Origin of the sequence: Novosphingopyxis baekryungensis DSM 16222, from assembly GCF_000420305.1 — a bacterium.
Taxonomy (GTDB): Bacteria; Pseudomonadota; Alphaproteobacteria; order Sphingomonadales; family Sphingomonadaceae; genus Novosphingopyxis; species Novosphingopyxis baekryungensis.
On record NZ_ATUR01000004.1, the window covers coordinates 37955 to 60961 of the forward strand.

Annotated in this window: 26 protein-coding genes; 16 read left to right on the top strand and 10 right to left on the bottom strand. The window is 63.1% G+C overall.

Going from position 1 to position 23007, the window contains the following annotated elements; all coding sequences use genetic code 11:
* The first annotated feature begins 41 nt into the window (after positions 1-41).
* Positions 42-740 (top strand): dienelactone hydrolase family protein, encoded by a 699-nt coding sequence (locus G410_RS0107005; protein WP_022672940.1) that lies wholly within the window; start codon positions 42-44, stop codon positions 738-740.
* 11 nt (positions 741-751) lie between these two features.
* A complete protein-coding gene (locus G410_RS0107010; protein WP_028971171.1) occupies positions 752-2356 on the top strand; it encodes an FMN-binding glutamate synthase family protein in 1605 nt (534 codons plus the stop codon).
* A gap of 132 nt (positions 2357-2488) precedes the next feature.
* On the opposite strand, the gene G410_RS0107015 is transcribed toward G410_RS0107010, so the two are convergent.
* The 4 genes from G410_RS0107015 to hemE form a co-directional block, all read right to left on the bottom strand.
* Positions 2489-3199, bottom strand: a complete 711-nt coding sequence (locus G410_RS0107015; protein ID WP_022672942.1) for a TerC family protein — start codon at positions 3197-3199, stop codon at positions 2489-2491.
* Between the two features lie 97 nt (positions 3200-3296).
* Positions 3297-4553 (bottom strand): transcription termination factor Rho, encoded by a 1257-nt coding sequence (rho, locus tag G410_RS0107020; RefSeq protein WP_028971172.1) that lies wholly within the window; start codon positions 4551-4553, stop codon positions 3297-3299.
* Between the two features lie 205 nt (positions 4554-4758).
* Positions 4759-5199, bottom strand: coding sequence for a protoporphyrinogen oxidase HemJ (gene hemJ / locus G410_RS0107025; RefSeq protein WP_022672944.1), 441 nt, complete (start codon positions 5197-5199; stop codon positions 4759-4761).
* Positions 5200-5214: 15 nt separating this feature from the next.
* Positions 5215-6243, bottom strand: coding sequence for a uroporphyrinogen decarboxylase (gene hemE, locus G410_RS0107030; RefSeq protein WP_028971173.1), 1029 nt, complete (start codon positions 6241-6243; stop codon positions 5215-5217).
* A 302-nt stretch (positions 6244-6545) separates the two neighbouring features.
* Between hemE and G410_RS0107035 the strand changes: the two genes are divergently transcribed.
* The 11 genes from G410_RS0107035 (at position 6546) to G410_RS0107085 (ending at position 13626) form a co-directional block, all read left to right on the top strand.
* On the top strand, positions 6546-7385 hold the full coding sequence (locus tag G410_RS0107035; protein WP_022672946.1) for a pyruvate, water dikinase regulatory protein: 840 nt from the start codon (positions 6546-6548) through the stop codon (positions 7383-7385).
* Positions 7385-7978 (top strand): Maf family protein, encoded by a 594-nt coding sequence (locus G410_RS0107040; protein ID WP_028971174.1) that lies wholly within the window; start codon positions 7385-7387, stop codon positions 7976-7978. The genes G410_RS0107035 and G410_RS0107040 overlap by 1 nt, the downstream gene beginning before the upstream one ends.
* Positions 7975-8799 carry a shikimate dehydrogenase family protein gene (locus G410_RS0107045; protein ID WP_022672948.1) on the top strand — a complete coding sequence of 275 codons (825 nt, stop codon included), beginning with the start codon at positions 7975-7977 and terminating at the stop codon, positions 8797-8799. The genes G410_RS0107040 and G410_RS0107045 overlap by 4 nt, the downstream gene beginning before the upstream one ends.
* Positions 8796-9428: a dephospho-CoA kinase gene (gene coaE / locus G410_RS0107050; RefSeq protein ID WP_022672949.1), complete on the top strand. Its 633-nt coding sequence runs from the start codon at positions 8796-8798 to the stop codon at positions 9426-9428. Before G410_RS0107045 ends, coaE begins: the two co-directional genes overlap by 4 nt.
* A 31-nt stretch (positions 9429-9459) precedes the next feature.
* A complete protein-coding gene (gene dnaQ, locus G410_RS0107055; protein ID WP_022672950.1) occupies positions 9460-10164 on the top strand; it encodes a DNA polymerase III subunit epsilon in 705 nt (234 codons plus the stop codon).
* 64 nt (positions 10165-10228) lie between these two features.
* Positions 10229-10798 carry a ribosome hibernation-promoting factor, HPF/YfiA family gene (gene hpf / locus G410_RS0107060; RefSeq protein ID WP_022672951.1) on the top strand — a complete coding sequence of 190 codons (570 nt, stop codon included), beginning with the start codon at positions 10229-10231 and terminating at the stop codon, positions 10796-10798.
* Positions 10799-10875: 77 nt separating this feature from the next.
* Complete coding sequence (locus tag G410_RS0107065) at positions 10876-11361, top strand: PTS sugar transporter subunit IIA (protein ID WP_245559317.1); 486 nt, start codon at positions 10876-10878, stop codon at positions 11359-11361.
* Positions 11321-11815 carry a PaaI family thioesterase gene (locus G410_RS0107070; protein ID WP_033317460.1) on the top strand — a complete coding sequence of 165 codons (495 nt, stop codon included), beginning with the start codon at positions 11321-11323 and terminating at the stop codon, positions 11813-11815. Before G410_RS0107065 ends, G410_RS0107070 begins: the two co-directional genes overlap by 41 nt.
* A 23-nt stretch (positions 11816-11838) precedes the next feature.
* Positions 11839-12156: a DUF1491 family protein gene (locus G410_RS0107075; protein WP_162604081.1), complete on the top strand. Its 318-nt coding sequence runs from the start codon at positions 11839-11841 to the stop codon at positions 12154-12156.
* A 176-nt stretch (positions 12157-12332) separates the two neighbouring features.
* Complete coding sequence (locus G410_RS0107080; protein ID WP_022672955.1) at positions 12333-13061, top strand: cell wall hydrolase; 729 nt, start codon at positions 12333-12335, stop codon at positions 13059-13061.
* Between the two features lie 85 nt (positions 13062-13146).
* On the top strand, positions 13147-13626 hold the full coding sequence (locus G410_RS0107085; protein ID WP_033317484.1) for an MmcB family DNA repair protein: 480 nt from the start codon (positions 13147-13149) through the stop codon (positions 13624-13626).
* Between the two features lie 55 nt (positions 13627-13681).
* Here G410_RS0107085 and G410_RS15950 read toward each other — a convergent pair whose 3' ends face one another.
* Positions 13682-14299: an ankyrin repeat domain-containing protein gene (locus G410_RS15950; protein ID WP_033317461.1), complete on the bottom strand. Its 618-nt coding sequence runs from the start codon at positions 14297-14299 to the stop codon at positions 13682-13684.
* Between the two features lie 72 nt (positions 14300-14371).
* Here G410_RS15950 and G410_RS0107095 point away from each other — a divergent pair, with 72 nt between their 5' ends.
* Genes G410_RS0107095 through G410_RS0107105 form a run of 3 tightly spaced genes read left to right on the top strand, consistent with a single transcriptional unit; the run spans position 14372 to position 16129 of the window.
* On the top strand, positions 14372-14998 hold the full coding sequence (locus tag G410_RS0107095) for an SCO family protein (protein ID WP_022672958.1): 627 nt from the start codon (positions 14372-14374) through the stop codon (positions 14996-14998).
* On the top strand, positions 14995-15435 hold the full coding sequence (locus tag G410_RS0107100) for a YcgN family cysteine cluster protein (RefSeq protein WP_022672959.1): 441 nt from the start codon (positions 14995-14997) through the stop codon (positions 15433-15435). The genes G410_RS0107095 and G410_RS0107100 overlap by 4 nt, the downstream gene beginning before the upstream one ends.
* Positions 15419-16129, top strand: a complete 711-nt coding sequence (locus G410_RS0107105) for a M48 family metallopeptidase (RefSeq protein WP_022672960.1) — start codon at positions 15419-15421, stop codon at positions 16127-16129. The genes G410_RS0107100 and G410_RS0107105 overlap by 17 nt, the downstream gene beginning before the upstream one ends.
* Positions 16130-16141: 12 nt before the next feature.
* Here G410_RS0107105 and G410_RS15955 read toward each other — a convergent pair whose 3' ends face one another.
* The 5 genes from G410_RS15955 to leuS form a co-directional block, all read right to left on the bottom strand.
* The gene (locus tag G410_RS15955) at positions 16142-18259 is read right to left on the bottom strand and encodes a transglycosylase domain-containing protein (RefSeq protein WP_051137238.1); all 2118 of its coding nucleotides are present in this window, start codon (positions 18257-18259) and stop codon (positions 16142-16144) included.
* Positions 18260-18360: 101 nt separating this feature from the next.
* A complete protein-coding gene (gene msrB / locus G410_RS0107115) occupies positions 18361-18771 on the bottom strand; it encodes a peptide-methionine (R)-S-oxide reductase MsrB (RefSeq protein ID WP_028971179.1) in 411 nt (136 codons plus the stop codon).
* A 162-nt stretch (positions 18772-18933) separates the two neighbouring features.
* Positions 18934-19974: a DNA polymerase III subunit delta gene (holA, locus tag G410_RS0107120; RefSeq protein WP_022672964.1), complete on the bottom strand. Its 1041-nt coding sequence runs from the start codon at positions 19972-19974 to the stop codon at positions 18934-18936.
* Positions 19975-19996: 22 nt separating this feature from the next.
* Complete coding sequence (lptE, locus tag G410_RS0107125) at positions 19997-20503, bottom strand: LPS assembly lipoprotein LptE (RefSeq protein WP_022672965.1); 507 nt, start codon at positions 20501-20503, stop codon at positions 19997-19999.
* A complete protein-coding gene (gene leuS, locus G410_RS0107130; RefSeq protein ID WP_022672966.1) occupies positions 20500-23007 on the bottom strand; it encodes a leucine--tRNA ligase in 2508 nt (835 codons plus the stop codon). Before leuS ends, lptE begins: the two co-directional genes overlap by 4 nt.

Here is a 23007-nt window from a genome sequence, read left to right on the forward strand (position 1 = left end):
AGGGATGGATCGGCCATCCCGAAAGAGCAGGAGAATTCCCCATGACCGCCATGCGCAGCATCGACACCCTGGACGGCAACAACAGCTTCAATTGCTATGTCGCCGAGCCGGAGAACAAGCCGAAAGCGGCGATCATCGTGATTCAGGAAATCTTCGGCGTCAATGCGGGCATCCGGCGCAAGGCCGACAAGCTGGCGGAGGCCGGATATCTCGCCATCGCGCCCGATCTGTTCTGGCAGCTGGAACCGGGCATCGAGCTTGATCCCGACATCGAGGGGGAAATGCAGGAGGCGCTGGATCTGATGCAGAAGTTCGACCAGGATGAAGGCATCCGCGACATCGAAGCGACGATCCGCTTTGCGCGCAGCGAGTTCGGCGTCAGCAAGGTTGGCGCGGTCGGTTACTGCCTGGGCGGAAGGCTGGCCTATATGGCCGCCGCGCGCACCGACAGCGATGCCACGGTCGGCTATTATGCCGTCGGGGTAGATGGCCTGCTTGGTGAAAAGGACGCCATTGCCAACCCGCTCATGCTCCACATTCCCGAAGAAGACGGCTTTGTGGACAAGGAGACGCAAAAGGCCATGCATGATGGCCTGGACGATCACCCCAAGGTGACTCTCCATGACTATCCCGGCATGGACCATGGCTTCGCTACCGAGTTCGGAAACCGGCGGGACGAGGAAAATGCTGCAACCGCCGACAAGCGCAGCATGGACTTCTTCGCGCAGCATCTGGGCTGAGGATCGCCGCGATGACCAGGTTACGTTGGAAAGACGGCTGGCGATTGGTGCTGCCGGTCGCCATTCTGGCCATGCTGGTCGTCTGCCTCTTGGATCCGGGGCGCTATTGGGTGCTCTGGATTCTCGTGCCCTTGACGCTTCTGGCGTTGTGGGACTTCTTCCAGCGGCCCCACACGCTGCTGCGCAACTTCCCGATCACCGGCCATATCCGCTGGATCATGGAGGCCCTGCGGCCCTATCTGCGCAGCTATATCGTGGAAAGCGATCTGGACGGACGGCCGTTCAGCATCGACGAGCGCGCGCTGGTCTATGCCCGCGCCAAGGGCGATCTGGACGATCACCCGATGGGCACCGAGCTGGACGTCTATTCCTCCGAATATGAATGGATGACCCATTCGATCGCGCCCAATGATTCCGCCGACAAGAATCCGCGCGTGCTGGTGGGCGGCCCGCAATGCAGCAAACCCTATCAGGCATCCGTGCTGAACATATCGGCCATGAGCTTCGGATCGCTCGGCTCGAACGCAATTGAGGCGCTCAATCTCGGCGCGAAGCTGGGCGGCTTCTATCATGACACCGGCGAAGGCGGTATCAGCCGCTATCACCGCAAGCATGGTGGCGATCTGACCTGGGAGATCGGCAGCGGCTATTTCGGCTGTCATGACGGTCAGGGCCATTTCGACGCCGAGATGTTTCGCGATAACGCGCAGCATGAGCAGGTGCGGATGATCGAGATCAAACTCAGCCAGGGTGCCAAACCGGGCCATGGCGGTGTTTTGCCCGGCGCCAAGGTGACCGAAGAGATTGCCGAAGCCCGCGGTGTGGAAGTTGGACAGGACTGCGTGTCCCCCGCCGGCCACAGTGCCTTTTCCAACCCCATCGAGATGCTGGAATGGTCCGCGCGGTTGCGCGACCTGTCCGGCGGCAAGCCGGTCGGTATCAAATTGTGCGTCGGCCAGCCGCACGAAGTCATGGCGATCATGAAAGCGATGCTGGAGACGGACATCCTGCTCGATTACATCGTGGTGGATGGCGGCGAAGGCGGAACCGGCGCGGCGCCGGTCGAGCTGTCCAACCGCGTCGGCTATCCGCTTCGCGAGGGGCTGATCATCGTGCGCAACGCGCTGGTCGGATCGGGCCTGAAAGATCGCATCAAGCTGGCCGCGTCCGGCAAGGTGCATAGCGGCGCGGGACTGGCCGCCAATGCAGCGCTCGGCGCGGACTGGTGCAATGCCGGCCGTGCCTTCATGTTCTCGCTTGGCTGTGTGCAGTCCATGCGGTGCCATACCGGCCTTTGCCCGACAGGCGTGGCGACCCAGAATCCGACCAGGCAACGCGGCCTCGTCGTCGAAGATAAAGCGGAGCGGGTGGCACGCTTCCACCAGCAGACCGTGAAGGCCCTGCACATGATCATGGTGTCCATGGGTCTGCAGCACCCGCGCGACATCCGGCCGGAACATTTCCATGAGCGCATTTCGGATATGCGCTCCCAGTCGATCGACAAGGTCTATGATTTTCTGAGCGAGGGAGAACTGCTCGGTGGCAGCGCCAGCGAATCCTATGCCGCGATGTGGAACGCGGCGCAGGCGAGCAGCTTCCGGTCGGTCGCAGCCTGATCAAAGCGCCTCACGCATTGTGCAGACCGGTCTGGAAACCATCGTCATCCAGAACAGGTCAGCTACCACTCTGCTTGAACGAGCAATCCGACGGCGATCGTCCACAACCTAGGGACGATCGTCGATTCCGGTTCAGCCGAACAGCGTCAGCAGGCCCGTTGTGTCCGCGCCGCCGACCAGACCCTCATAGACCATCTTGCCGGCAACATAGAGGATGACGATCAGGCCCAGATAGCCGAGCCAGCGATGCCGTTCGATATATTTGGCGATGATGTTGGCCGCCACACCCATCAGGATGACCGACAGGATCAGGCCAACCACTAGAATGCCGGGATGCTCGCGCGCTGCGCCGGCCACAGCCAATACATTGTCGAGGCTCATCGATACATCGGCCACGGCAACGGCCCAGGCGGCGGCGGCGAAACTCTTGACCGGTTTGACACCGACCTCGTCTCCGCTCGCGCTGCCGCCCTCCTGCAGTTCGCGATAGAATTTCCACGCAACCCAGATCAGCAACAGGCCGCCGGCGAACACCAGACCCACGATCCCCAGAAGCCAGGTGACGATGAGGGCGAAGAAAATGCGCAGGACCAGCGCCGCACCGATGCCGATCAGGATGACCTTTTTACGGTCTTCCGCCGGCAAGCCCGCCGCCAGCGCACCGACGACGATGGCGTTATCGCCCGCCAGCAGCAGATCGATGGCCAGCACCTGACCGAACGCGGCCAGTTGCGACGGCTGCGTGATGTTCGAAAAATCGGCGATGATATGCTGCCAGATTTCCGACAGCGAGCCGATTCCGGCCGATGCACCCGCTTGGGCGAATAGGAGAAATTCGAACATGGAAGCTCCTGGAACGTGACGGGCCAGCCCGCATCACGGGCCAAAATCGGCGAATCCGACCATGGCCCGCATCTTAATGGCGATCTGTAGCGGCTGCCTACTGATTCATCGAGTCGAAGAAATCTTCGTTGCTCTTGGAGTCCTTCATCTTGTCGAGCAGGAATTCCATCGCGTCGATGGTGCCCATCTGCATGAGGATGCGGCGCAGGACCCACATCTTGCTGAGCACGTCCTTCTCCACCAGCAGCTCTTCCTTGCGCGTGCCGGACTTGCCGACGTCCAGCGCGGGGAAGATGCGCTTGTCAGCGACCTTCCGGTCGAGCACGATTTCGCTGTTGCCGGTGCCCTTGAACTCTTCGAAGATCACCTCGTCCATGCGGCTGCCGGTATCGATTAGTGCGGTGGCGATGATGGACAGCGAACCGCCCTCCTCGATATTGCGTGCCGCACCGAAGAAGCGCTTGGGCCGCTGCAAGGCATTGGCGTCGACACCGCCGGTCAGCACCTTGCCGGAGCTTGGCACCACAGTGTTGTAGGCGCGGCCCAGACGGGTGATGGAATCGAGCAGGATGACGACATCCTTCTTGTGCTCGACCAGCCGCTTGGCCTTTTCGATCACCATTTCGGCGACCTGGACGTGGCGATTGGCCGGCTCGTCAAAGGTGGAGCTGATGACCTCACCCTTCACCGAGCGCTGCATGTCGGTCACTTCCTCGGGCCGCTCGTCGATCAGCAGCACGAGCAGATAGACTTCGGGATGATTGTCCGTGATGGCCTTGGCGATATTCTGCAACAGCACGGTTTTACCGGTGCGCGGCGGCGCGACGATCAGCGCGCGCTGGCCCTTGCCCTGCGGCGAGATGATGTCGATCACCCGCGCGGACTTGTCCTTCACCGTGGGATCGAGCGTATCGAGCGTCAGTTTCTGTTCGGGATACAGCGGCGTAAGGTTATCGAAATTCACCCGGTGGCGCACGGCGTCCGGATCGTCGAAATTCACCTTCATCACCTTGGTCAGCGCAAAATAACGCTCGCCATCGCGCGGTGCGCGGATTTCGCCTTCCACCGTGTCGCCGGTGCGCAGACCGAACTGGCGCACCATGTTCGGCGAGACATAGATATCGTCCGGCCCGGCCAGATAGTTCGATTCCGGACTGCGCAGGAAGCCGAACCCATCGGGCAGCACTTCGATCGTGCCGAGGCCCAGGATTTCCTCACCATCATCCGCGCATTCCTTGAGGATGGCGAACATGAGGTCCTGCTTACGCAGCGTGCTTGCACCTTCGACGCCCATTTCTTCGGCCATCGAAACGAGGGCGGCGGGCGCAGTGTCTTTGAGTTCTTGAAGATGCATATGGATTCCAAACCCGGCAGGACGCGGGACAATGTTGAAACTGGAAAATTCGGCGCGCGGCGCCAGGCTGGCGAGGCGCGCGAAACAAAGCCCGGACGGGCTGCATGGCAACGGATTTAGGCTCCGCCGCCGGGCCTGTCAATCGGGCCCGGTGAATCGGGCATCCGATCGGGCTGTTCCGCCGCCGCCATGTGGATGCATGGCCTCAGAAGGGTTTGACGATCACCAGGACGACGATGAGCGCAATCGCGATGGCCGGCACTTCGTTCAACAAACGCAGCGCCTTGCCGCTCAACGGCCGCTCGCCGCGTGCCAGCTTCTTGCCATAACCGATGAGATAGCCGTGATAGCCGGACAGGCCGATCACCAGCAGCAGCTTTGCGCCGAACCATCCCGTGCTCCAAGCACCGATGGTGAAGGCCAGCGTCAGCCCCAAGATCCAGACCAGGATCATCGACGGATTGAGGATGATCTTCAGCAGCTTGCGCTCCCGTTCGGCGAATTTCTCCGCCTCTTCGGAGCCGGACAGGGCCTCCTGGTGATAGACATACAGCCGGGGCAGCATGAACAGGCCAGCCATCCAGAAGATGACGAAAATCAGATGGGCGGCCTTCAGCCAGAGATACAGCACGGACAATGTTTCCATTCGAATCTTGTAGAATTATTTGCCGAGCAGCCCAAGCAATTTTCCGACATGCGCGATCGGCGTGTCCTGCTGAATGCCATGACCCAGATTGAAGATATGCGGGCGATCGGCAAAGGCATGGCGGATGGTCGCCACCGCGGATTCCAGCGCCTCCCCGCCCGCGATCAGCAACAGGGGATCGAGATTACCCTGTACCGGCAGGCCTTTGGGCAGCACGTCATTTGCCCAGACGGGATCAACCGTTTCGTCCAGCCCGATGGCATCGACGCCGGTTGCCTCGGCATAGCGGGCCAGCTTGCCGCCGGCACCCTTGGGAAAACCGATGATCGGGGTATCCGGATGACGGTCCCGCACGCGTTCGACGATGGCGCGGTTGGGCGCGATCACCCAGCGTTCGAACTGCGCGGGGCTGAGCGATCCGGCCCAGCTGTCAAACAATTGCACCGCTTCGGCTCCCGCCGCGATCTGGCCGCTGAGATAATCCGCCGTCACCTCGATCAGCCGATCGATCAGTGCCTGAAAACGCGCTGGCTCGGCATAGGCCATGCGGCGCGTCAGGCTCTGGTCGCGGCTGCCCTCGCCTGCCACCATATAGGTCGATACGGTCCATGGACTGCCGGCAAAGCCCAGCATGGTGGTCTGCGGCGGCAAGGCGGCACGGACCTGGCGTACCGTCTCGTAGATCGGCTCGAAGCGGCTGAAATCGGGCGTCAGGGCGTCCAGCGCATGATCGGCCAGGATCGGGGTCAGGCGCGGCCCCTCGCCCGCCACGAAGCGCAGATCCTGCCCCAGCGCGTGCGGGATGATCAGGATGTCGGAAAACAGGATCGCACCGTCGAAGCCGAACCGCCGGATCGGCTGCAGCGTCACCTCGGCGGCGGACGGGCTGTCATAGACCAGATCGAGGAAGCCGCCCTTTTCCGCCCGCAATGCCCGATATTCGGCAAGATAGCGGCCGGCCTGGCGCATCAGCCAGACGGGGGGCGGATCACGGCGTTCCCCGCGCAGCACGGCGAGCAATGGTTTATCGATTCTCGCAGTCATGCCGGGCTTCCTAAATCCTTATATATTTAAAAGAGAGATAGATGATGGGAGATGGGCCGTGGATAAGCGGCGCTCTAGGTCCATCCACCATGTTTGCCAACAGATTGACTCCATCGCGCCGGGGACTCCGGCAACGAGTCGCACCGGGCTACCCATGTTTTCAACAGCATGGGGATAACAAAGCCAGGCTGTGGACGAATGCTGGGCGACTCGCGTTGCACCATGCCGTTTGTCCGCAGCGCAGATCATCCCCAGCGCTATCCCTTGATTTATCCACGATTCGCCAACAAAGCTCAGCGGCCATGGAACGCTTTCACCTTCATCTGCTCTCGGACTCGACCGGGGAAACGCTGGATAACATCGCCAAGGCTGCGCTGGTGCAGTTCGACGAGATCGACGTGGTGAAGCATTTCTGGCCGATGGTGCGCTCCGATGTGCATCTGGAACGCATTCTGGACGATGTGGCCGAAAATCCGGGGATGGTGCTGTTCACGCTGGTGAATGTCGAGACGCGCCGCAAGCTGGAAAAGCGCTGCCGGGCGCTCGGTCTGCCCGCTATCCCGGCGCTGGATGCTGTGACCGATGCCTTGTCCGACATGCTGGGGCAGAAGGCCAAGGCGCGGCCCGGGCGGCAGCATAGTCTGGACGCCGCCTATTTCGCCCGCGTGGAGGCCATCCAATATACCATCGCCCATGATGATGGGGTGCATCAGGAAGGGTGGGAAGAGGCCGATATCATCTTGGCGGGCGTGTCGCGCACCTCCAAGACGCCGACCAGCATCTATCTGGCCAATCGCGGATACAAGACCGCCAATATCCCGGTGGTGGTGGAATCGCCGCCGCCCGATACGCTCTATCATCTGCGCAACCCGCTGATCGTGGGTTTGACGACGAGCGCGGACCGGCTGGTGCAGATCCGCCGCAACCGCCTGCTGTCGCTGAACCAGATGCCGGAAACTGACTATGTGGAGGGGGATAAGGTGTCCGCCGAAGTGAAATTCGCCCGCCGCATCTTCGCCGATCGCGGCTGGCCGGTGATCGACGTGACGCGGCGCTCCATCGAGGAGACGGCGGCGGCGATCATCAATCTGGCGAATGACCGGGAGCTTTCCGGCCGCAAGCGCCAGGGCAATATCATTTGATCGCGCCGCTTGTCCTGGCGTCCGGCAGTGCGATCCGGCGAACCATACTGGAAGCGGCGGGGGTCGCGTTCCACGTGAAACCGGCACGGGTCGATGAAGATGCGTTGAAGGACGCGCTGTCCGATCTGAAATTGCGCGATCTGGCCGATGCCCTGGCCGAGGCAAAGGCGCTGCGTGGATCGCAGGCGACGCCGGATCAGCTGGTGCTGGGCGCCGATTCCATGCTGGAGCTGGCGGACGGCACGCGGCTGGACAAACCCGAGAATCCGGAGGCGGCGCGCGCGCAGCTGTCCGCCATGTCGGGCGGCACCCATAAGCTGCATGCCGCCGCCGTGATTGCCGAAAACGGTGCGGCGGTCTGGCGGCATGTCGATACCGCGCGGTTGCACGTCCGCACCCTGTCGGACGATTTCATTGCCGCTTATGTGGAGGCGGAATGGGATTCGATCCGCCACACCAGCGGCTGCTTCGAATATGAAGGCCGGGGGGCGCAGCTGTTTTCGCGCGTCGACGGCAGCCATTTCACCATTCTCGGCCTGCCGCTGCTGCCGCTGCTGGCCTTTTTACGCGCCCGAAAGATGATGCCGTCATGAAACAGATAACCGGCCAGCCCTATGCCGAGGTGATCGGCAATCCGGTGAAGCACAGCAAATCGCCGCTGATCCATCGTTTTTGGCTCAACCGTCTCGGGATCGATGCCGATTATCGCATCGCCGAGATATCTGCGGACGGGCTGGCGGACTATTTTGCCGAGCGGCGCGAAGATCCGGACTGGATGGGGTGCAACATCACCATTCCGCACAAGATCGCCGCGCTGGATCATGTGGCCGACCCAGGCGGCGTGCGAGACACGATCGGCGCGATCAATACCGTGTTTCGCGGCGAGGACGGCCTGCTGACCGGCACCAATACCGATGCCGCCGGCTTCTGGGCACCGATTGCGGAGCGCAACTGGTCCGGGCGCCATGCCATCGTCATCGGATCGGGCGGCGCGGCGCGGGCGGTTCTTTTCGCGCTGGCCAGAGGCGGCATCGGCGAGGTGACGATGGTGGCGCGCAACCCGTTGAAGGCCATGGGTCTTTTGGCGCATTTCGGTCTGAAAGGCGGCGTGCAGGCGATGGATGTCAAGCTGCCGGCGGCCCATCTGCTGATCAACGCCAGCCCCCTGGGGATGAGCGGACAGGAGCCCCTGGCGCTCGATCTGGAACCGCTCAAACGCGGCGCCTTGGTCTATGATCTGGTCTACAAGCCGGTGGAAACTGCGCTGCTGCGCCAGGCCGAGGACCGCGAACTGGAGGTAGTGGATGGCCTTTCCATGCTGGTGGCGCAGGCCGCCTTTGCCTTTGAGCTGTTCTTCGGGGAAGCGGCGCCGGAGGAAGGCCAGGAGGCGCTGTTCGAGAAGCTGACGGCATGAGCCATCCGCCCGATCAGAGCACACGGCCCGCCATCATTGGTCTGACCGGATCGATCGGCATGGGCAAATCCACCGTTGCCGCGATGTTTGCCGAACTTGGCGTGCCGATATTCGATGCCGATGCCGTGGTGCGGCACTTGCAGGGTCCAGGCGGCGCGCTGCTGCCCATGATCGAAGACGCCTTTCCCGGCACCACGGGGCCGGATGGCGTGGACCGCGGCGCCTTGGGGGAGATGGTCTTCGGAAAGCCGGACGAACTGGCCCGGCTGGAAGCCATCGTGCACCCCGCCGTTGCCAATCGCCGCCTGGGCTTTCTCGATTCCCATGCCGATGCGCCCCTGATCCTGTTCGATATCCCCCTGTTGTTCGAAAAGGGCGGCGCGGACGGCGTCGATCATATCGTGGTCGTCAGCGCGCCTGCTAGCCAGCAGCGCGAACGCGTGCTCGCCAGGCCCGGCATGACCGAGCAGAAATTTGCCGATATTATGAAACTGCAACTGCCCGATGCCGACAAGCGCGCGCGGGCGCATCATGTGATCGATACCGGCACCACGCTGGAGGAGACGCGCCGGCAGGTGAAAGCGCTGATCGCGCGCCTTGGCGGCAGCCGGGATCAATCCCGGCCTTGAATGACATGGCCCACAGGTGAATAGACCACCCATGCGAGAGATTATCTTCGATACCGAGACGACGGGCGTGGACCCGGACAATGGCGACCGGATGGTCGAAATCGGATGCATCGAGATGATCGACCGGGTGATGACCGGTGCCACCTATCATTGCTATTATAATCCCGAACGTCCGATGGATCCGGGGGCCGAGCGCGTCCACGGGCTGGGCGATGCGTTTTTGCGGGACAAGCCGCGCTTTGCCGAGAAAACCGAAGAGCTGCTGGAGTTTCTGGGCGATGCCGCGCTGGTGGCGCATAATGCCAAATTCGATTTCGGCTTTCTCAACATGGAGCTGGATCGCTGCGGACTGGCTCCGGTGGACTATGCCCGCATGGTCGACACGGTGGCGATTGCACGGCGCAAGCATCCCGGTGCCAAGGCATCGCTCGATGCGCTGTGCACGCGCTACGGGATCGATCGCAGTCACCGGGTAAAACATGGCGCGCTGCTGGATGCCGAATTGCTGGCCCAGCTCTATATCGAGCTGACCGGCGGGCGGCAGATCGGCCTCGGTCTGGGCAGTCAGTCCGGCGACGCGGGACAGGCGGTGCAGACGCCCACCAGCCTGTTGCCGACCGGTCCGGCCCGCGCGCCGCGCCACCATGCACCGAATGACGAGGAATTGGCGCGTCATGCACAGCTTGTCGCTGATATTCCGGGGGCGCTTTGGAGCAGCGGCCGTGCGCGTCGCTGACGGTTTGTACTGAACCGTTTCGGTCCTTCGACCGTTTCAGAACATTAAGAAGGAGAAAAATCCCATGCAGATTCAGGTTTCCGGTCATCAGGTGGACACAGGCGAAGCGCTGCGCGCGCATGTCGAGGATCGCATGACTGCGGTTGCGGACAAATATTTCCCTGACACGATTTCTGGCCAGGCGACGTTCGGCCGCGGCCCGCATGACAGTTTCACCTGCGACATCGTGACCCATGTGATGCAGGGTCTCTGGCTAAAGGCCGATGCCAATGCGCAGGATGCGCACAAGGCGTTCGACGGCGCGCTCGGCAAGATCGAGAAGCAGCTGCGCCGCTATATGCGCCGGATCAAGGATCGCCATAGCCAGGCGGCCCATGCGCTGAAGGAAGAGGAAGCCGCCTATACGGTGTTCGATTCCGAGGAAGAATCGCATGAGGCCAGCGATTCGCCACCGATCGTCGCGGAACTGCGCGCAAACATCCCCGAAGTGTCGGTTTCCGATGCGGTTATGGTGTTGAACATGCGCAGCACGCCAGCACTCCTGTTTAAAAACTCTGGAACCGGCCGCCATAATATGGTTTACCGCCGCGACGATGGCACGATCGGATGGGTGGAACCGCAAACCGCGTCCTGACAGCTGCCAATCCCCGGAGATGTTGGGACAATTCGGGTCACAACACACAGGCTTTACTGGAAGCGCCGCTTTTGGGCGTGAGTTCTTTTACTATGTTGATCGACTATAGCTGTGGGTTGCATGAAAAGGCGGTGGTGGCCGATGCCGCCATCTCCGGCAAGGCGGCTTTGTTTGCACTGATGGGGGCCCGTGCCGAGGCGAGCTACGGCGTGGATGCCGATGCCGTCACCGCGGCCCTTCAGCAGCGCGAAAATCTCGGTTCGACCGGTTTTGGCAATGGCATCGCCATTCCGCATGCCCGGCTGGCGCAGATCACCGATCCCGTCGGTCTGTTCGTGCGGCTGGAAAAGCCGGTCGAATATGCCAGTATCGATGAACGGCCGGTCGATCTGGTGTTCGGCCTCCTGTCGCCTGTCGCGGACGGCGCACGACATCTCAAGGTGCTGGCCGGAATTTCACGGACTTTGCGGGATGAGGGCAATCTAGCCCGGCTTCGCGGCGCGTCGAACGCCGATGCCATTTATGCCTTGCTGGCTGGACGTTATGAGTTCGACGCCGCCTGAGGCCTCCAGCGGGCAGGACGCGCATTTTCGCGCGTTGGAGTCGCTGTATCGGACTGCGCCGATCAACCATCTGTTCGATTCCGAGATCGAGATCATGGGTCCGGGCAAATGCGATATCTGGTTCAACGTCGATGAACGCCATTTGCACGCCGCCGGGGCCGTGCACGGATCGGCCTATTTCAAGATGCTGGACGATGCCGCCTTTTACGCGGTGAACAGCCTGGTGACCGATCGGTTCGTGCTGACGACCGCGTTCAATCTGCTGTTCACCCGCCCGATCCAGCCGGGCCGCCTGCGTGCGACGGGCCGCTGGATCAGCGGCCGCAAGCGCATCTATGTGGGGGAAGCCCGCCTGATCGATGCCGATGGGGAAGAGGCCGGACGCGGCACCGGCACATTCATGCGCTCGCGCATCCCGCTGGCCGGCCTGCCCGGCTATAGCAACGGGGCATGATCGCTCCACGGCTGGCCGCGCATATGCATATCGGCGCGATTCGGCGCCTGTGCGAACGCGAGGGAGGCTTTGCCACCATTCTTGCCAAGGGTGATCAGACCGCCGGTGACATCGTGATCATCCTGCGCGGAAGAGACCAGCAATTGCGGCTGATACGCAGGGCGGCCAGCTGGGACGGCCCACCCAGCTGGTCGAACCTGGATACGCAACATATTGAAAATGAACAGGAACTGGAATCCGCGACCGCAAAAATGCGTGCGGTGGACCAGGATCTATGGCTGATTGAACTGGACGTCCCGCAGGCGGAACGGTTCATCGCGCTACTGCGCGACTTGGTTTGACTCCTGCCGGAGCATGAGTAAATGCGACGCCAGAAACGAGCGCAAGTGGTCAACGGTTCCGTCCAGGGGGGCGAAAATCGACAAACACGCGAGTCGGAAGATGATCCCCAGCAGAATGGGTTGTAATTTTTAGGTTTCTGCTGCGCGGGTGTCTGCCGCACGAATATGTGAAATTGATGTTCAATTATCTGAAGGCTGCGGGTGCCGCGGCTGTTTCCATGTTGCTGGTATCCGCCGTCGTCGTGACCGATACCAGTGTTGCCGTTGCTGCCGAAGAGCAGCAGCAGACCACACTCATCGCCGGCGAGATCAATGTCGATCCCGGTGTTCTTGCCGAGCTTCAGGCCGATCAGGCCGTGGCCGATGCGCAGGAAGGTGCAGACGATGCCCAAGGGCCGAGCACCGACAACATTACATTCTATAGCGAAGCCGTGATTGCACCGGTGCCGGAACGCAGCCAGCCCGAGGTCGCAGCAATCCCCGATACGCAGGCCAGCAGCCTGTCGCAGCTCGTATCCATGCAGCGCGCCGATGCCGCGCTCGATGCCGAAGAGCGCTGCCTTGCCGGCACCATCTATTTCGAATCCAAGGGCGAATCTCTGGAGGGCCAGCTGGCCGTAGCCAAGGTTGTCCTGAACCGCGCCGCCTCGTCCCGCTGGCCGAACTCGATCTGTGGCGTGGTGTATCAGAAGAGCCAATTCAGCTTCGTGCGCGGCGGCAAGATGCCCCATATCCGCAAGGCAAGCGCCTCGTGGAAGCGCGCCAAGGCCATCGCCCGCATTGCGCTGGACGGTGCCTGGCAGAGCGAAGTGGATGATGCGCTGTTCTTCCACGCCAAATATGTCTCGCCCGGTTGGCGGCTCACCCGCGTCGGCGCGGTGGACAAGCATATCTTCTACCGCTGAGCGGTGATGACGATCTGATCTAAAGGCCCCGCTCAGGGGCCTTTATTATGTTCCCCTCCTGTTCTATGGCAGGTCCATGTTGGACATGGCCCCTCGAATCGATCTCACCGGCGCAGCTGCGGTAACGCGCGGACTGCGGCGCATGTTTGCCCGCCATCAGTTGTTCCTTCTGCCGGAAGTCCCGTTGCGCAATGGCCGCCGGGCCGATGGCATGGGGCTGGACGCCAAGGGGCAGGTGGTGATCGTGGAGATCAAATGCTCGCGTGCCGATCTTCTGGGGGACCAGAAATGGCGCGACTATCTGGATTTTTGCGACCGTTTTTACTGGGCCGTTCCGCCGGAAATGGATGAGGCGCTGCTGGCGCGGGAGGGGTTCGAGCCGGAGCGCACGGGCCTGATCGTGGCCGATGCCTATGATGCGGCCATCGTGCGGCAGGCCGTCAGCGTGCCGCTGGCTGCGGCGCGGCGCAAGAAGGAAACCGAACGCCTGGCACGCATCGCCATGCGTCGGCACACGCAGATGCAGGATCCGGAAATAGCCTGGGGCGTGGAACCGAGCGACTGATGTTGGCGATGGCGATGGCGATGGCGATCCGCCCCGTCATGCCGGTGGCCGCGCTTTATTTGATGCCGGAAAAGTCCAGCTCGCCATTGGCCTTGGTGGAAGGGGCATCGGGCTTGGCTTCCAGCAGATCGAGAATGGTGCGCGCCCGGTTGTCTAGGCGCGCATAATCGCGAGCGGACCGTCCGCTCACATTATCCGTGATATCCGCATCCGCGCCATGTTTCAGCAGCATGCGCACCGTCTCGGAATCGCGCAACTGCACCGCGCGGATCAGCGGCGTTTCGCCGGCGCGGTTGGTCTGGTTCACCTTGGCCCCATAGGTCAGCAGGGTTTCCATCCCGTCCAGATAGCCAAGCTGCGTGGCCAGCATCAGCGGCGTGTTGCCGTCATCATCGCCGATATTGGGGTTGGCGTTCTTTGCCAGCAGAAATCTGATCCAGGCGGAATCGCGCCGTTCCACCACCATGTGCATGGCGGTGCGTCCGTCGTCGCGTTGCCGCGCATTGACCACATTGGTGCCCGGCACCTGCAGGAGCGACGTGACCTTCTCGCCATCGCGTTTCTTGACCGCTTCCAGAAAGCTGTAGCTTGGCGACACCTGACTTTGCGCCTGGGCGGCATGATAGGGCACCGCCAGACCGGTGAAACTGGATGCGAGGAGGACGGCGATCATGATAGGGCGCATGGATATGGTACCGTTTGATGGTTGATCGGTGCTGTTTAGCAGACCAAAAGAAAGCCTGTCATGAACAAAGCCCGTTTTTCAAGCATGGTCGCCGCGATGGCGCTTGCCGGATGTCAGGCGTCCGATCCCGCGCCCTCCGCGCCGGAGCGTCCGCCGCTGGAAGGGGCCAGCATCGGTGGGCCGTTCACGCTGACCGGCAGCGACGGCAAGCCGGTCTCCTTCAGCGATTTCGATGGGAAATATCGCATCGTCTATTTCGGCTACACCTATTGCCCGGACGTCTGCCCGGTGGATCTGCAGCATATCAGCGCAGGCCTTCGCCGTTTCAGCAAAGAGAACCCCACGCTTGGCCGGGATATCCAGCCGATCTTCATCACCGTCGATCCGGAGCGGGACACGCCCGCGGTGGTGGGGGACTATGTCGGCAATTTCGGCAAGCGGTTGATCGGGCTGACCGGAACGCCCGAACAGATTGCCAAGGTGGCGCAGGAATTTGCGGTCTATTACAGCAAGGAGCCGGGCAGCGGGCCGGACGATTATCTGATGGCGCATTCGCAAACGCCGTTCCTGATGGGCCGCGACGGCAAACCGCTGGCGGTGTTGCCGGTCGACGATCCCTCCACGCCCAAGGTGGACGAAGGCAGTGCCAAGGCCATTGCCGATGAACTGGACCGCTGGGTTTCATGACCGATCGCTTCTGGGAAAAACCGATCGAAGCGCTGGACCGGGCGCAGTGGGAAGCGCTGTGCGATGGCTGCGGCAAATGCTGCATGCACAAGGTGGAAGATGACGAGACCGGTGAGATTTACGACACCAACGTCTCCTGCCGCCTGCTCGATACCAGCACGGCGCGCTGTTCCGACTATCGCCGGCGGCGGTTCCTTGTGCCGGACTGTATCCGGCTGACCCGCAGCAAGATCGATCGCTTTCCCTGGCTGCCCAAGACCTGCGCCTATCGGCTGCGCGCCGAGGGGGAGCCGCTGCGCGACTGGCACTATCTGATCAGCGGTAGCACGGAGACGGTGCACGAGGCCGGCATCTCCGTGCGGGGCCGTGCGATATCGGAAAGCGTGGCGGGGCCGCTGGAAGACCATATTCTGGACGACGATGTTCTGGAGCACTGAAGAGCCCACCGTCGAGATCGACGGGCAGGTCTATCCGCTGCGGATTCGGCGGATGGCCCAGGCACGGCGCATGAGCCTCAGGGCGGATCCGGTGCGCGGCGAAGTGAAGATCAGCGGCCCGACCAGATTGCGCACGGCCGAGGCGCTGGCCTTTGCCCGGTCCCGGCATGACTGGCTGGCCCAGCGCTTTGCCGCGGCGGCCCAGCCGGTGGCGCTGGACGCCGGATCGACCATCGGTTTCTGCGGCGATCCGGTGGAGATCGTGCATGATCCAGGCCATGGGCGTATCGTCAGCCTGTGCGACGATCGCCTGCTGGTCGGCGGGCCGCCGGAGCATGTCGCGACCAGGGTGGAGCGCTGGTTGCGGCGCGAGGCCCGGCGGCTGATGGCCGACGATCTTTCCTTTTACTGCGCGCGCGCGGGCTGCGCGGTGCCAAAGCTGTCGATCGGCGATGCGCGATCGCGCTGGGGCAGCTGTTCCAGCCACGGGCATATCCGGATGGGCTGGCGGCTGGTCATGGCCCCGCATGCGGTGCGCCGTTCGGTGGTCGCCCATGAAGTCGCGCATCTGACGCATATGGATCATAGCGCCAGATTCTACGCGCTGCTCGACCGGATTTTCGATGGGGACCGCAAAAGCTGCGACGCCTGGCTGAAAGCGCATGGCACCGGCCTGCACATGATCGGTGCCTGACCGGCGGAAACTTTAGTAGATCAGCCCATCCTCACCATTGTCGCTGGGCCGCTCGTCCGGCCGCGGCTGGGCTGGGGGCGGTAGCGGTTCGGGACGGCGGGGCTCCTGGCGCGGTTCCGGGCGGCGTTGCCCACGGCCCAGCGCCCGGTCGATCCAGCTGTCATCGAGAACAGGTTCGCTGCGCGGATCGGGTTGCCCTTCGCGCGCGGGCGGATTGCCTTCGATGGGCAGGCCATATTCATCCACGAACTCGCCGTCTTCCGGCGCGCCATAATAGGAGTCCGGATCGTCCTCCAGCTGCCAGTCGGGCAGGGTAACCTCGGTATCGAACGGCGTGGAGGGGCGCGTGGACGTGGCGGCTTTCATGAACGCGGCCCAGGCGCGCGCAGGGGCGGTGCCGCCCTGCAGGCCGCTGACCGTCTTGGCATCGTCCCGGCCCATCCACACGCCCGTGGTGAGCCCGCTGGAAAAGCCGAAAAAGGTACCGTCCTTGTTGCTGGTGGTCGTCCCGGTCTTGCCCGCCGCCGGCCGCCCGATCTGCGCGGCGCGGCCGGTGCCGGTGTTGACCGCGGTCTGCAACAGGTCGGTCATGGTCGCGGCGACATAGTCGTCCACCAGCGGCGCGCCCGGTTCTTCGCGCCGTTCATACAGCACCTCGTTATCGGCGGTGACGACCTTCAGGATGCCATAGGGCTCCACCGCGCGGCCCCCGCCGGATATCTCGGCAAAGGCGCGCGTCATGTCGATCAGCCGCGTCTCGGACGTGCCGAGCACCATGGCCGGATGCGTGTTGATCGGCGTGGTGATGCCGAAGCGCCGGGCCATGCCGGCTACCGTGCTGAAGCCCAGCTCATTGCCGATCTGCGCGGCCACCGTATTCTTGGAAAAGGCGAAGGCGTTGCGCACCGATATCGGTCCGGAGTAGCTGCCGCCGCTGTTGCGCGGGGTCCAGCCGTCGATCTGCACCGGCTCGTCCGTGACCACATCGTCCGGGCTGTACCCAGCCTCCAGCGCCGCGAGATAGACGAACAGCTTCCAGCTCGATCCGGGCTGGCGCACCGCGGTGACGGCGCGATTGTAGTTGGAAGTGACATAGTCCGATCCACCCACCATGGCGCGCACGGCCCCGTCATTTTCCATGGCGACTAGCGCCCCTTGCGCGCCGGATGGCACGTTGGACTGGATCGCCGCGGTCGCTTCGCGCTGCATGGACAGGTCCACGGTGGTCCATACGTCGATCGGCTGGATGGTTTCGTCGATCAGCATGTCGAGCTGCGGCAGCGCCCAGTCGGTAAAATAGCGCACGCTGTTCTGCGGCGGCTCCGGCGCCAGCGCCACGTCGGCCGGCTCGGTGGATGCGGCCTGCCCCGGGCTGATCACGCCATTGTCTTCCATCGCACGCAACACGACGGAGGCACGGCCGATGGCGGCCTGCGCATCGGCAGTGGGGGAGTAGTTGGACGGCGCCTTGACCAGTCCGGCGATGATCGCCGCTTCGCCAAGACTGAGCGTGGTGGCGTCATGATCGAAGAATTTGCGGCTGGCGGCATCGATGCCATAGGCACCGCCGCCGAAATAGACCTTGTTGAGATACAGTTCGAGGATCTGGTCCTTGGAGAATTTGCTCTCCAGCGCCATCGCCAGCACGGCCTCCCGCACTTTGCGGCCCACGGTATATTTGTTGTTGAGAAAAATGGTCCGCGCGAGCTGCTGCGTGATGGTGGACGCGCCCTGCAGACGGCGGTTGGTGTTGCGGTTCTGCCAGGCAAACAGGGCCGAACGGGCCATGCCCTTGGGGTCCAGCCCGAGATGCGATCGGAAGCGGCGATCCTCGATGGAGATCATCGCGTCCTTCATCACCGCAGGGATCTGGTCGCTCGGCAGCCAGCGGCCATAGCTCGGCCCGATTTCCTGAATGATGGAGCCGTCCGCGGCACGCACGCGGATCATCTGGCCCTGCTCGATATTCTTGAGATCGGTGTAGCCCGGCAATTCGGACCGGGCGACCGCCACCATCACCACCAGGGCGACCAGGCCGATCAGGCCCAAAGCAACTCCGATCTGGACCATGCGCGTCAAGATGCGCAGGACCGGACCCTTCCGCTTATTCGATGATGTCGCCCTCGCCATTCACCCCATCCGATACGCCCAGCAGGACGCTCTCACAAGCGCCGTGGCGCTGTATGGGTGCTGAATGACGGATCGTCGGCGTCGTTGGTCGATCCGGTGGATCAGTCGGCGTCGTCTTCGTCCGGTTCGAAATCCAGCGAGGCACTGTTCATGCAGTATCGCAGGCCGGTGGGCGGCGGGCCGTCCGGGAAAACATGGCCCAGATGGCCACCGCAACTGGCGCAGCGCGCTTCGGTGCGCACCATGCCATGGCTGGTATCGCGCACTTCCTCCACCGCATCGTCGGTGGCAGGCGCGGTGAAACTGGGCCAGCCGGAGCCGCTGTCATATTTATCGGCCGATTCGAACAGTTCACTGCCGCAGGCGGCACAGAAATAGGTGCCGTCGCGCTTCTCGCCGTTCAGCTTGCCGGTAAAGGCGCGTTCGGTGCCGCCCTCGCGCAGGATATGGTAGCGTTCGTCGCCCAGCTTTTCGCGCCACTCGGCTTCGGTCATGGTCTTTTCGTCTGTCATGGCATCCATGTGGGAAGAGTTGGAAATATCTTCAATATCGGGGTTCTGCATGCCGAACGCGTGATGGCTTGCGCGCGTTCCCTGATTGGCTTGCTGGTAGCTCCGGCTGGCCGGTATCGCTGGCGGCGCTTGGCGCAGGGATCCGGCCGTACTGGCCTTGGATCAATGACCGCGCGGATTGGCGGCGCGTGCGATCATCAACAGGTCATTGGCCAGCATGGGGCCGGCCAGCGCCGATCCGCCGGACATCAGCCGCTGCTCGATCTCGAACAGGCGCGCGTTCAACCGCGTCAATTTGGACGATGACCAGCAGGATAGCGCCTGCTTATAGGCACCCTGTTCCTTGAAAAAGATGCTGCGCGTGCGGTCGACCAGCGGGCCGATCTGCGCGCCTTCATCCACTTCCGCGCGCAGCCCGGCCAGCTGCACGACGCGCCGTTGCAGCGCCTTGACGATCCGCACCTCGTTCACGCCGAGCTGGCTGGCCGCGCTGAGCTCTTCGCTCGTCGCTCTGATATTGCCGGCCATCACGGCGCCGAGCAGGCCGGAGATATCCTCCTCCAGCGTCTCGGCGCTCAGCAGGGCGATGGTCTGGGCGTCCACGGTTGCGGGACGATCCGGCGCGGCGTCGCAATAGAGGGCGATCTTGTCGATCTCATTGGCGGCCAGGGTCCGGTCGAAGCCGGTGGACTCCGCCACCAGGCGGGCCAGATCGCGGTCCATGCGCAGCCCGGCGGCTTCGGCCAGCCGCGCGACATGCGCGATCGCATCATTCTCGGTCGGGGGATAGCAGGCCAGCATCATCGCACCGGGATGGCTCTGGCCCAGCTTGCGTAGCTTGTTGGTCGGGGTGAGGTTGCCGGTGGTGGCGATCACCGGTGAGCCCGCCTCCGCCGCATCCAGCAGGTTCTCGATCGCGGCAAAGCCTTCATCGCGCGTCAGCCGCAGGCGAATATAGCGCTTGTCCCCGAACAGCGAGATCGATGCCGCCTCATCGGCCAGCAGCGCCGGTTCGGATCGGATCTGCGCGCCATCCAGATCGAGCCGCTCTGCGTCTTTCATTTCGGCGGAAAGCTTGCGCGCAATATCCTCGATCGTGGACGGATCGGTGCCGAACAGCAGGAAGAGGCGGATGTCGGGGCGCTGGCCGATGGCCGCGATCAGATCGCGCTCGCTGAGTTTTCGGCCCCCGGACCTGCTCATGCCGTCTCTGGCACCGGCCCGCTCATGGTGCGGACTCGGCCTGCGCCCGGGCCGCCTCGGCGGACAGGCGCGTGACGATCTGGCTGGCGAGCCGATCGGCGATATTCTCCAGCGCGGTATTCTCCGCCGCGATCACCGCATATTCGGAGGAGACGACATCGATGCCGGCATCGCTGCCCTCGGTCGCGTCCAGCAGCACCTCTCCCGTCGTGAGATCGGTGACCTGATAGCGCGCGCGCAGCGTCCGGCGTTCACGGGTGATGGCATCGTCGCTGCGCACGCCGAAGCCTTCGATCTCGTCATCCAGCTTCACGGTCAGGCGATAGCGCGGCGCGCCGGTGCCGAGCAGCTGCAGCCGTTCCTGCAGCGCATTGCGCACCAGCCAGCCGCCGCGCCCGGCAATCGGCTCCACCTCCACACTGCCCAGCGCGCTGCCCACAAAGCCGTTGCTGCCGCCGGCATAAAGCGGCTTGAGCCCGCAGCCGGACAGCAGCGTGAGCGCCAGCATGGGCAGCAACCAGCGGATCATAGGACGATGTTCACCAAGCGGTCGGGCACCACGATCACCTTGCGCACCGGCGCACCATCGATGCTGCGCTGCACCTTTTCGGATGCCAGCGCGGCCTTCTCCATGGCGTCCTTGTCCAGGCCCTTGGGCACCGTCAGCGTATCGCGCAATTTGCCTTTGACCTGAATGGCCACGGTCACTTCATCCTCCACCAGCAGGGCAGGATCGAAACGCGGCCATGGCGCATCGGCGATCAGGCCGTCCTGATCCAGCCGCGCCCAGCACTCTTCCGCCAGATGCGGCGCCATGGGGGACAGCAGCAGCAGCAGGGTACGGACGGTCTCGGTCCGGGTGGCAGAGGGCTTGGCCTTTTCCACGGCATTGGTCAGCTCGTAAATCTTGGCGACCGCCTTGTTGAAAGACAGCGCCTCGATATCTTCGCCCACGCCAGCGATGGTCTGGTGCAGCTTGCGCAGCAGCGCCTTGTCTTCGCCCTGCGCCGCGTCGGCAGAACCGACCAGCCGCCAGATCCGCTGCACGAAGCGCCAGGCGCCCTCGATCCCCGCGTCGGACCATAAAAGATCGCGCTCGGGCGGGCTGTCGGACAGCATGAACCAGCGCACCGCGTCTGCGCCATATTGGTCGATGATCGCGTCCGGATCGACGACGTTCTTCTTGGACTTGGACATCTTTTCCACGCGGCCTGCCGTCGCCGGCGTCCCGTCGGAAATGCGCATCCAGTCCGCGCCGTCTTTCTTCACTTCGTCTGGCGAGAGCCAGCTGCCGTCCCCGGCAGACCAGGTCTGATGCGTCACCATGCCCTGCGTGAACAGGCTCTGGAACGGCTCGGCCAGATCGATCATGCCGATATGGCGCAGCGCCCGGGTCCAGAAGCGCGCATAGAGCAGGTGCAGGATGGCATGCTCCACGCCGCCGATATACTGGCCGACGGGCAGCCAGCTCTCGGCCTCCGCCTTGTCGAACGGCTTGTCGTCCGGCTGGCTGGCAAAACGGATGAAATACCAGCTGGAATCGACGAAGGTGTCGAGCGTGTCGGTCTCGCGCCGCGCCGGATTGCCGCAGGATGGGCAATCGACCCTGGACCAGGTCGGGTGCCGGTCCAGCGGATTACCGGGCGTCTCGAAATCGATATCCTCGGGCAGCACGATCGGCAGCTGGTCCTTGGGCACCGGCACCGCGCCGCACGCGTCGCAATGGATGATCGGGATCGGTGTGCCCCAATAGCGCTGCCGCGACACGCCCCAGTCGCGCAGCCGCCAGGTCGTCGTCGCCTCGCCCCAGCCTTGCGCCTCGGCGCGGTCGATCACCGTCTTTTTGGCGTCCTCGATAGCCATGCCATCCAGAAAGCGGGAGTTCACGATGCTGCCATCGCCGGTATAGGCGCTGTCGCCCACCGGTTCGCCCGCATCACCCTCAGCGGATACCACGCGGTTGATCGGCAGATCATATTTGCTGGCAAATTCGAAGTCGCGCTGGTCATGCGCGGGCACGCCGAAGACCGCGCCGGTGCCATAATCCATCAGCACGAAATTCGCGACATAGACCGGCAGCGTCCATTCCGGATCGAGCGGATGGACCGCTTTCAGGCCGGTGTCATAACCCTTTTTCTCGGCGGTCTCCAGCTCGGCGGCGGACGTACCGCTGCGGCGGCATTCGGCGGCGAAGTCTGCCAGGGCGGCGTCTTTTTCCGCCAGTTCCAGCGCGATCGGATGATCGGCGGCCACGGCAACGAAGCTGGCACCGAAAATGGTGTCGGGCCGGGTGGAGAAGACCTCCACCTTGTCGGACCGGTCCGCCAGATCGAACGAAAAGCGCAGGCCCTGGCTCTTGCCGATCCAGTTGGACTGCATCAGCCGCACCTTGTCCGGCCAGTCCTTCAGATCGTCCAGACCGCTCAGCAGCTCGTCGGCAAATTCGGTAATCTTCAGGAACCACTGGCTCAGCTTGCGCCGCTCGACCGGCGCGCCGGAACGCCAGCCCTTGCCGTCGATCACCTGTTCATTGGCCAGCACGGTCATGTCGACCGGGTCCCAATTGACCGCGCTTTCCTTGCGATAGACCAAGCCGGCGGCGTACATATCCAGGAACAGGGCCTGTTCATGGCCGTAATATTCAGGTTCGCAGGTCGCCAGTTCGCGGCTCCAGTCGAACGAGAAGCCGATGCGTTTCAGCTGCGCCTTCATGTGCGCGATATTGGCGCGGGTCCATGTTCCCGGATGGACCTTCTTTTCCATCGCGGCATTTTCCGCCGGCATGCCGAACGCGTCCCAGCCCATCGGGTGCAGCACGGCATGGCCGGTCATCGCCTTGTAGCGCGCCAGTACATCGCCCATCGTGTAATTGCGCACATGGCCGATATGGATGCGGCCCGATGGATAGGGGAACATCTCCAGCACATAGGATTTGGGCCGGTCCGGATAGCGATCGGCGGAAAAGCTCGCCTCCTCGTCCCAGCGTTTTTGCCACCGCGCATCGGCAGTGTGATGATTGAAACGGTCTGCCAT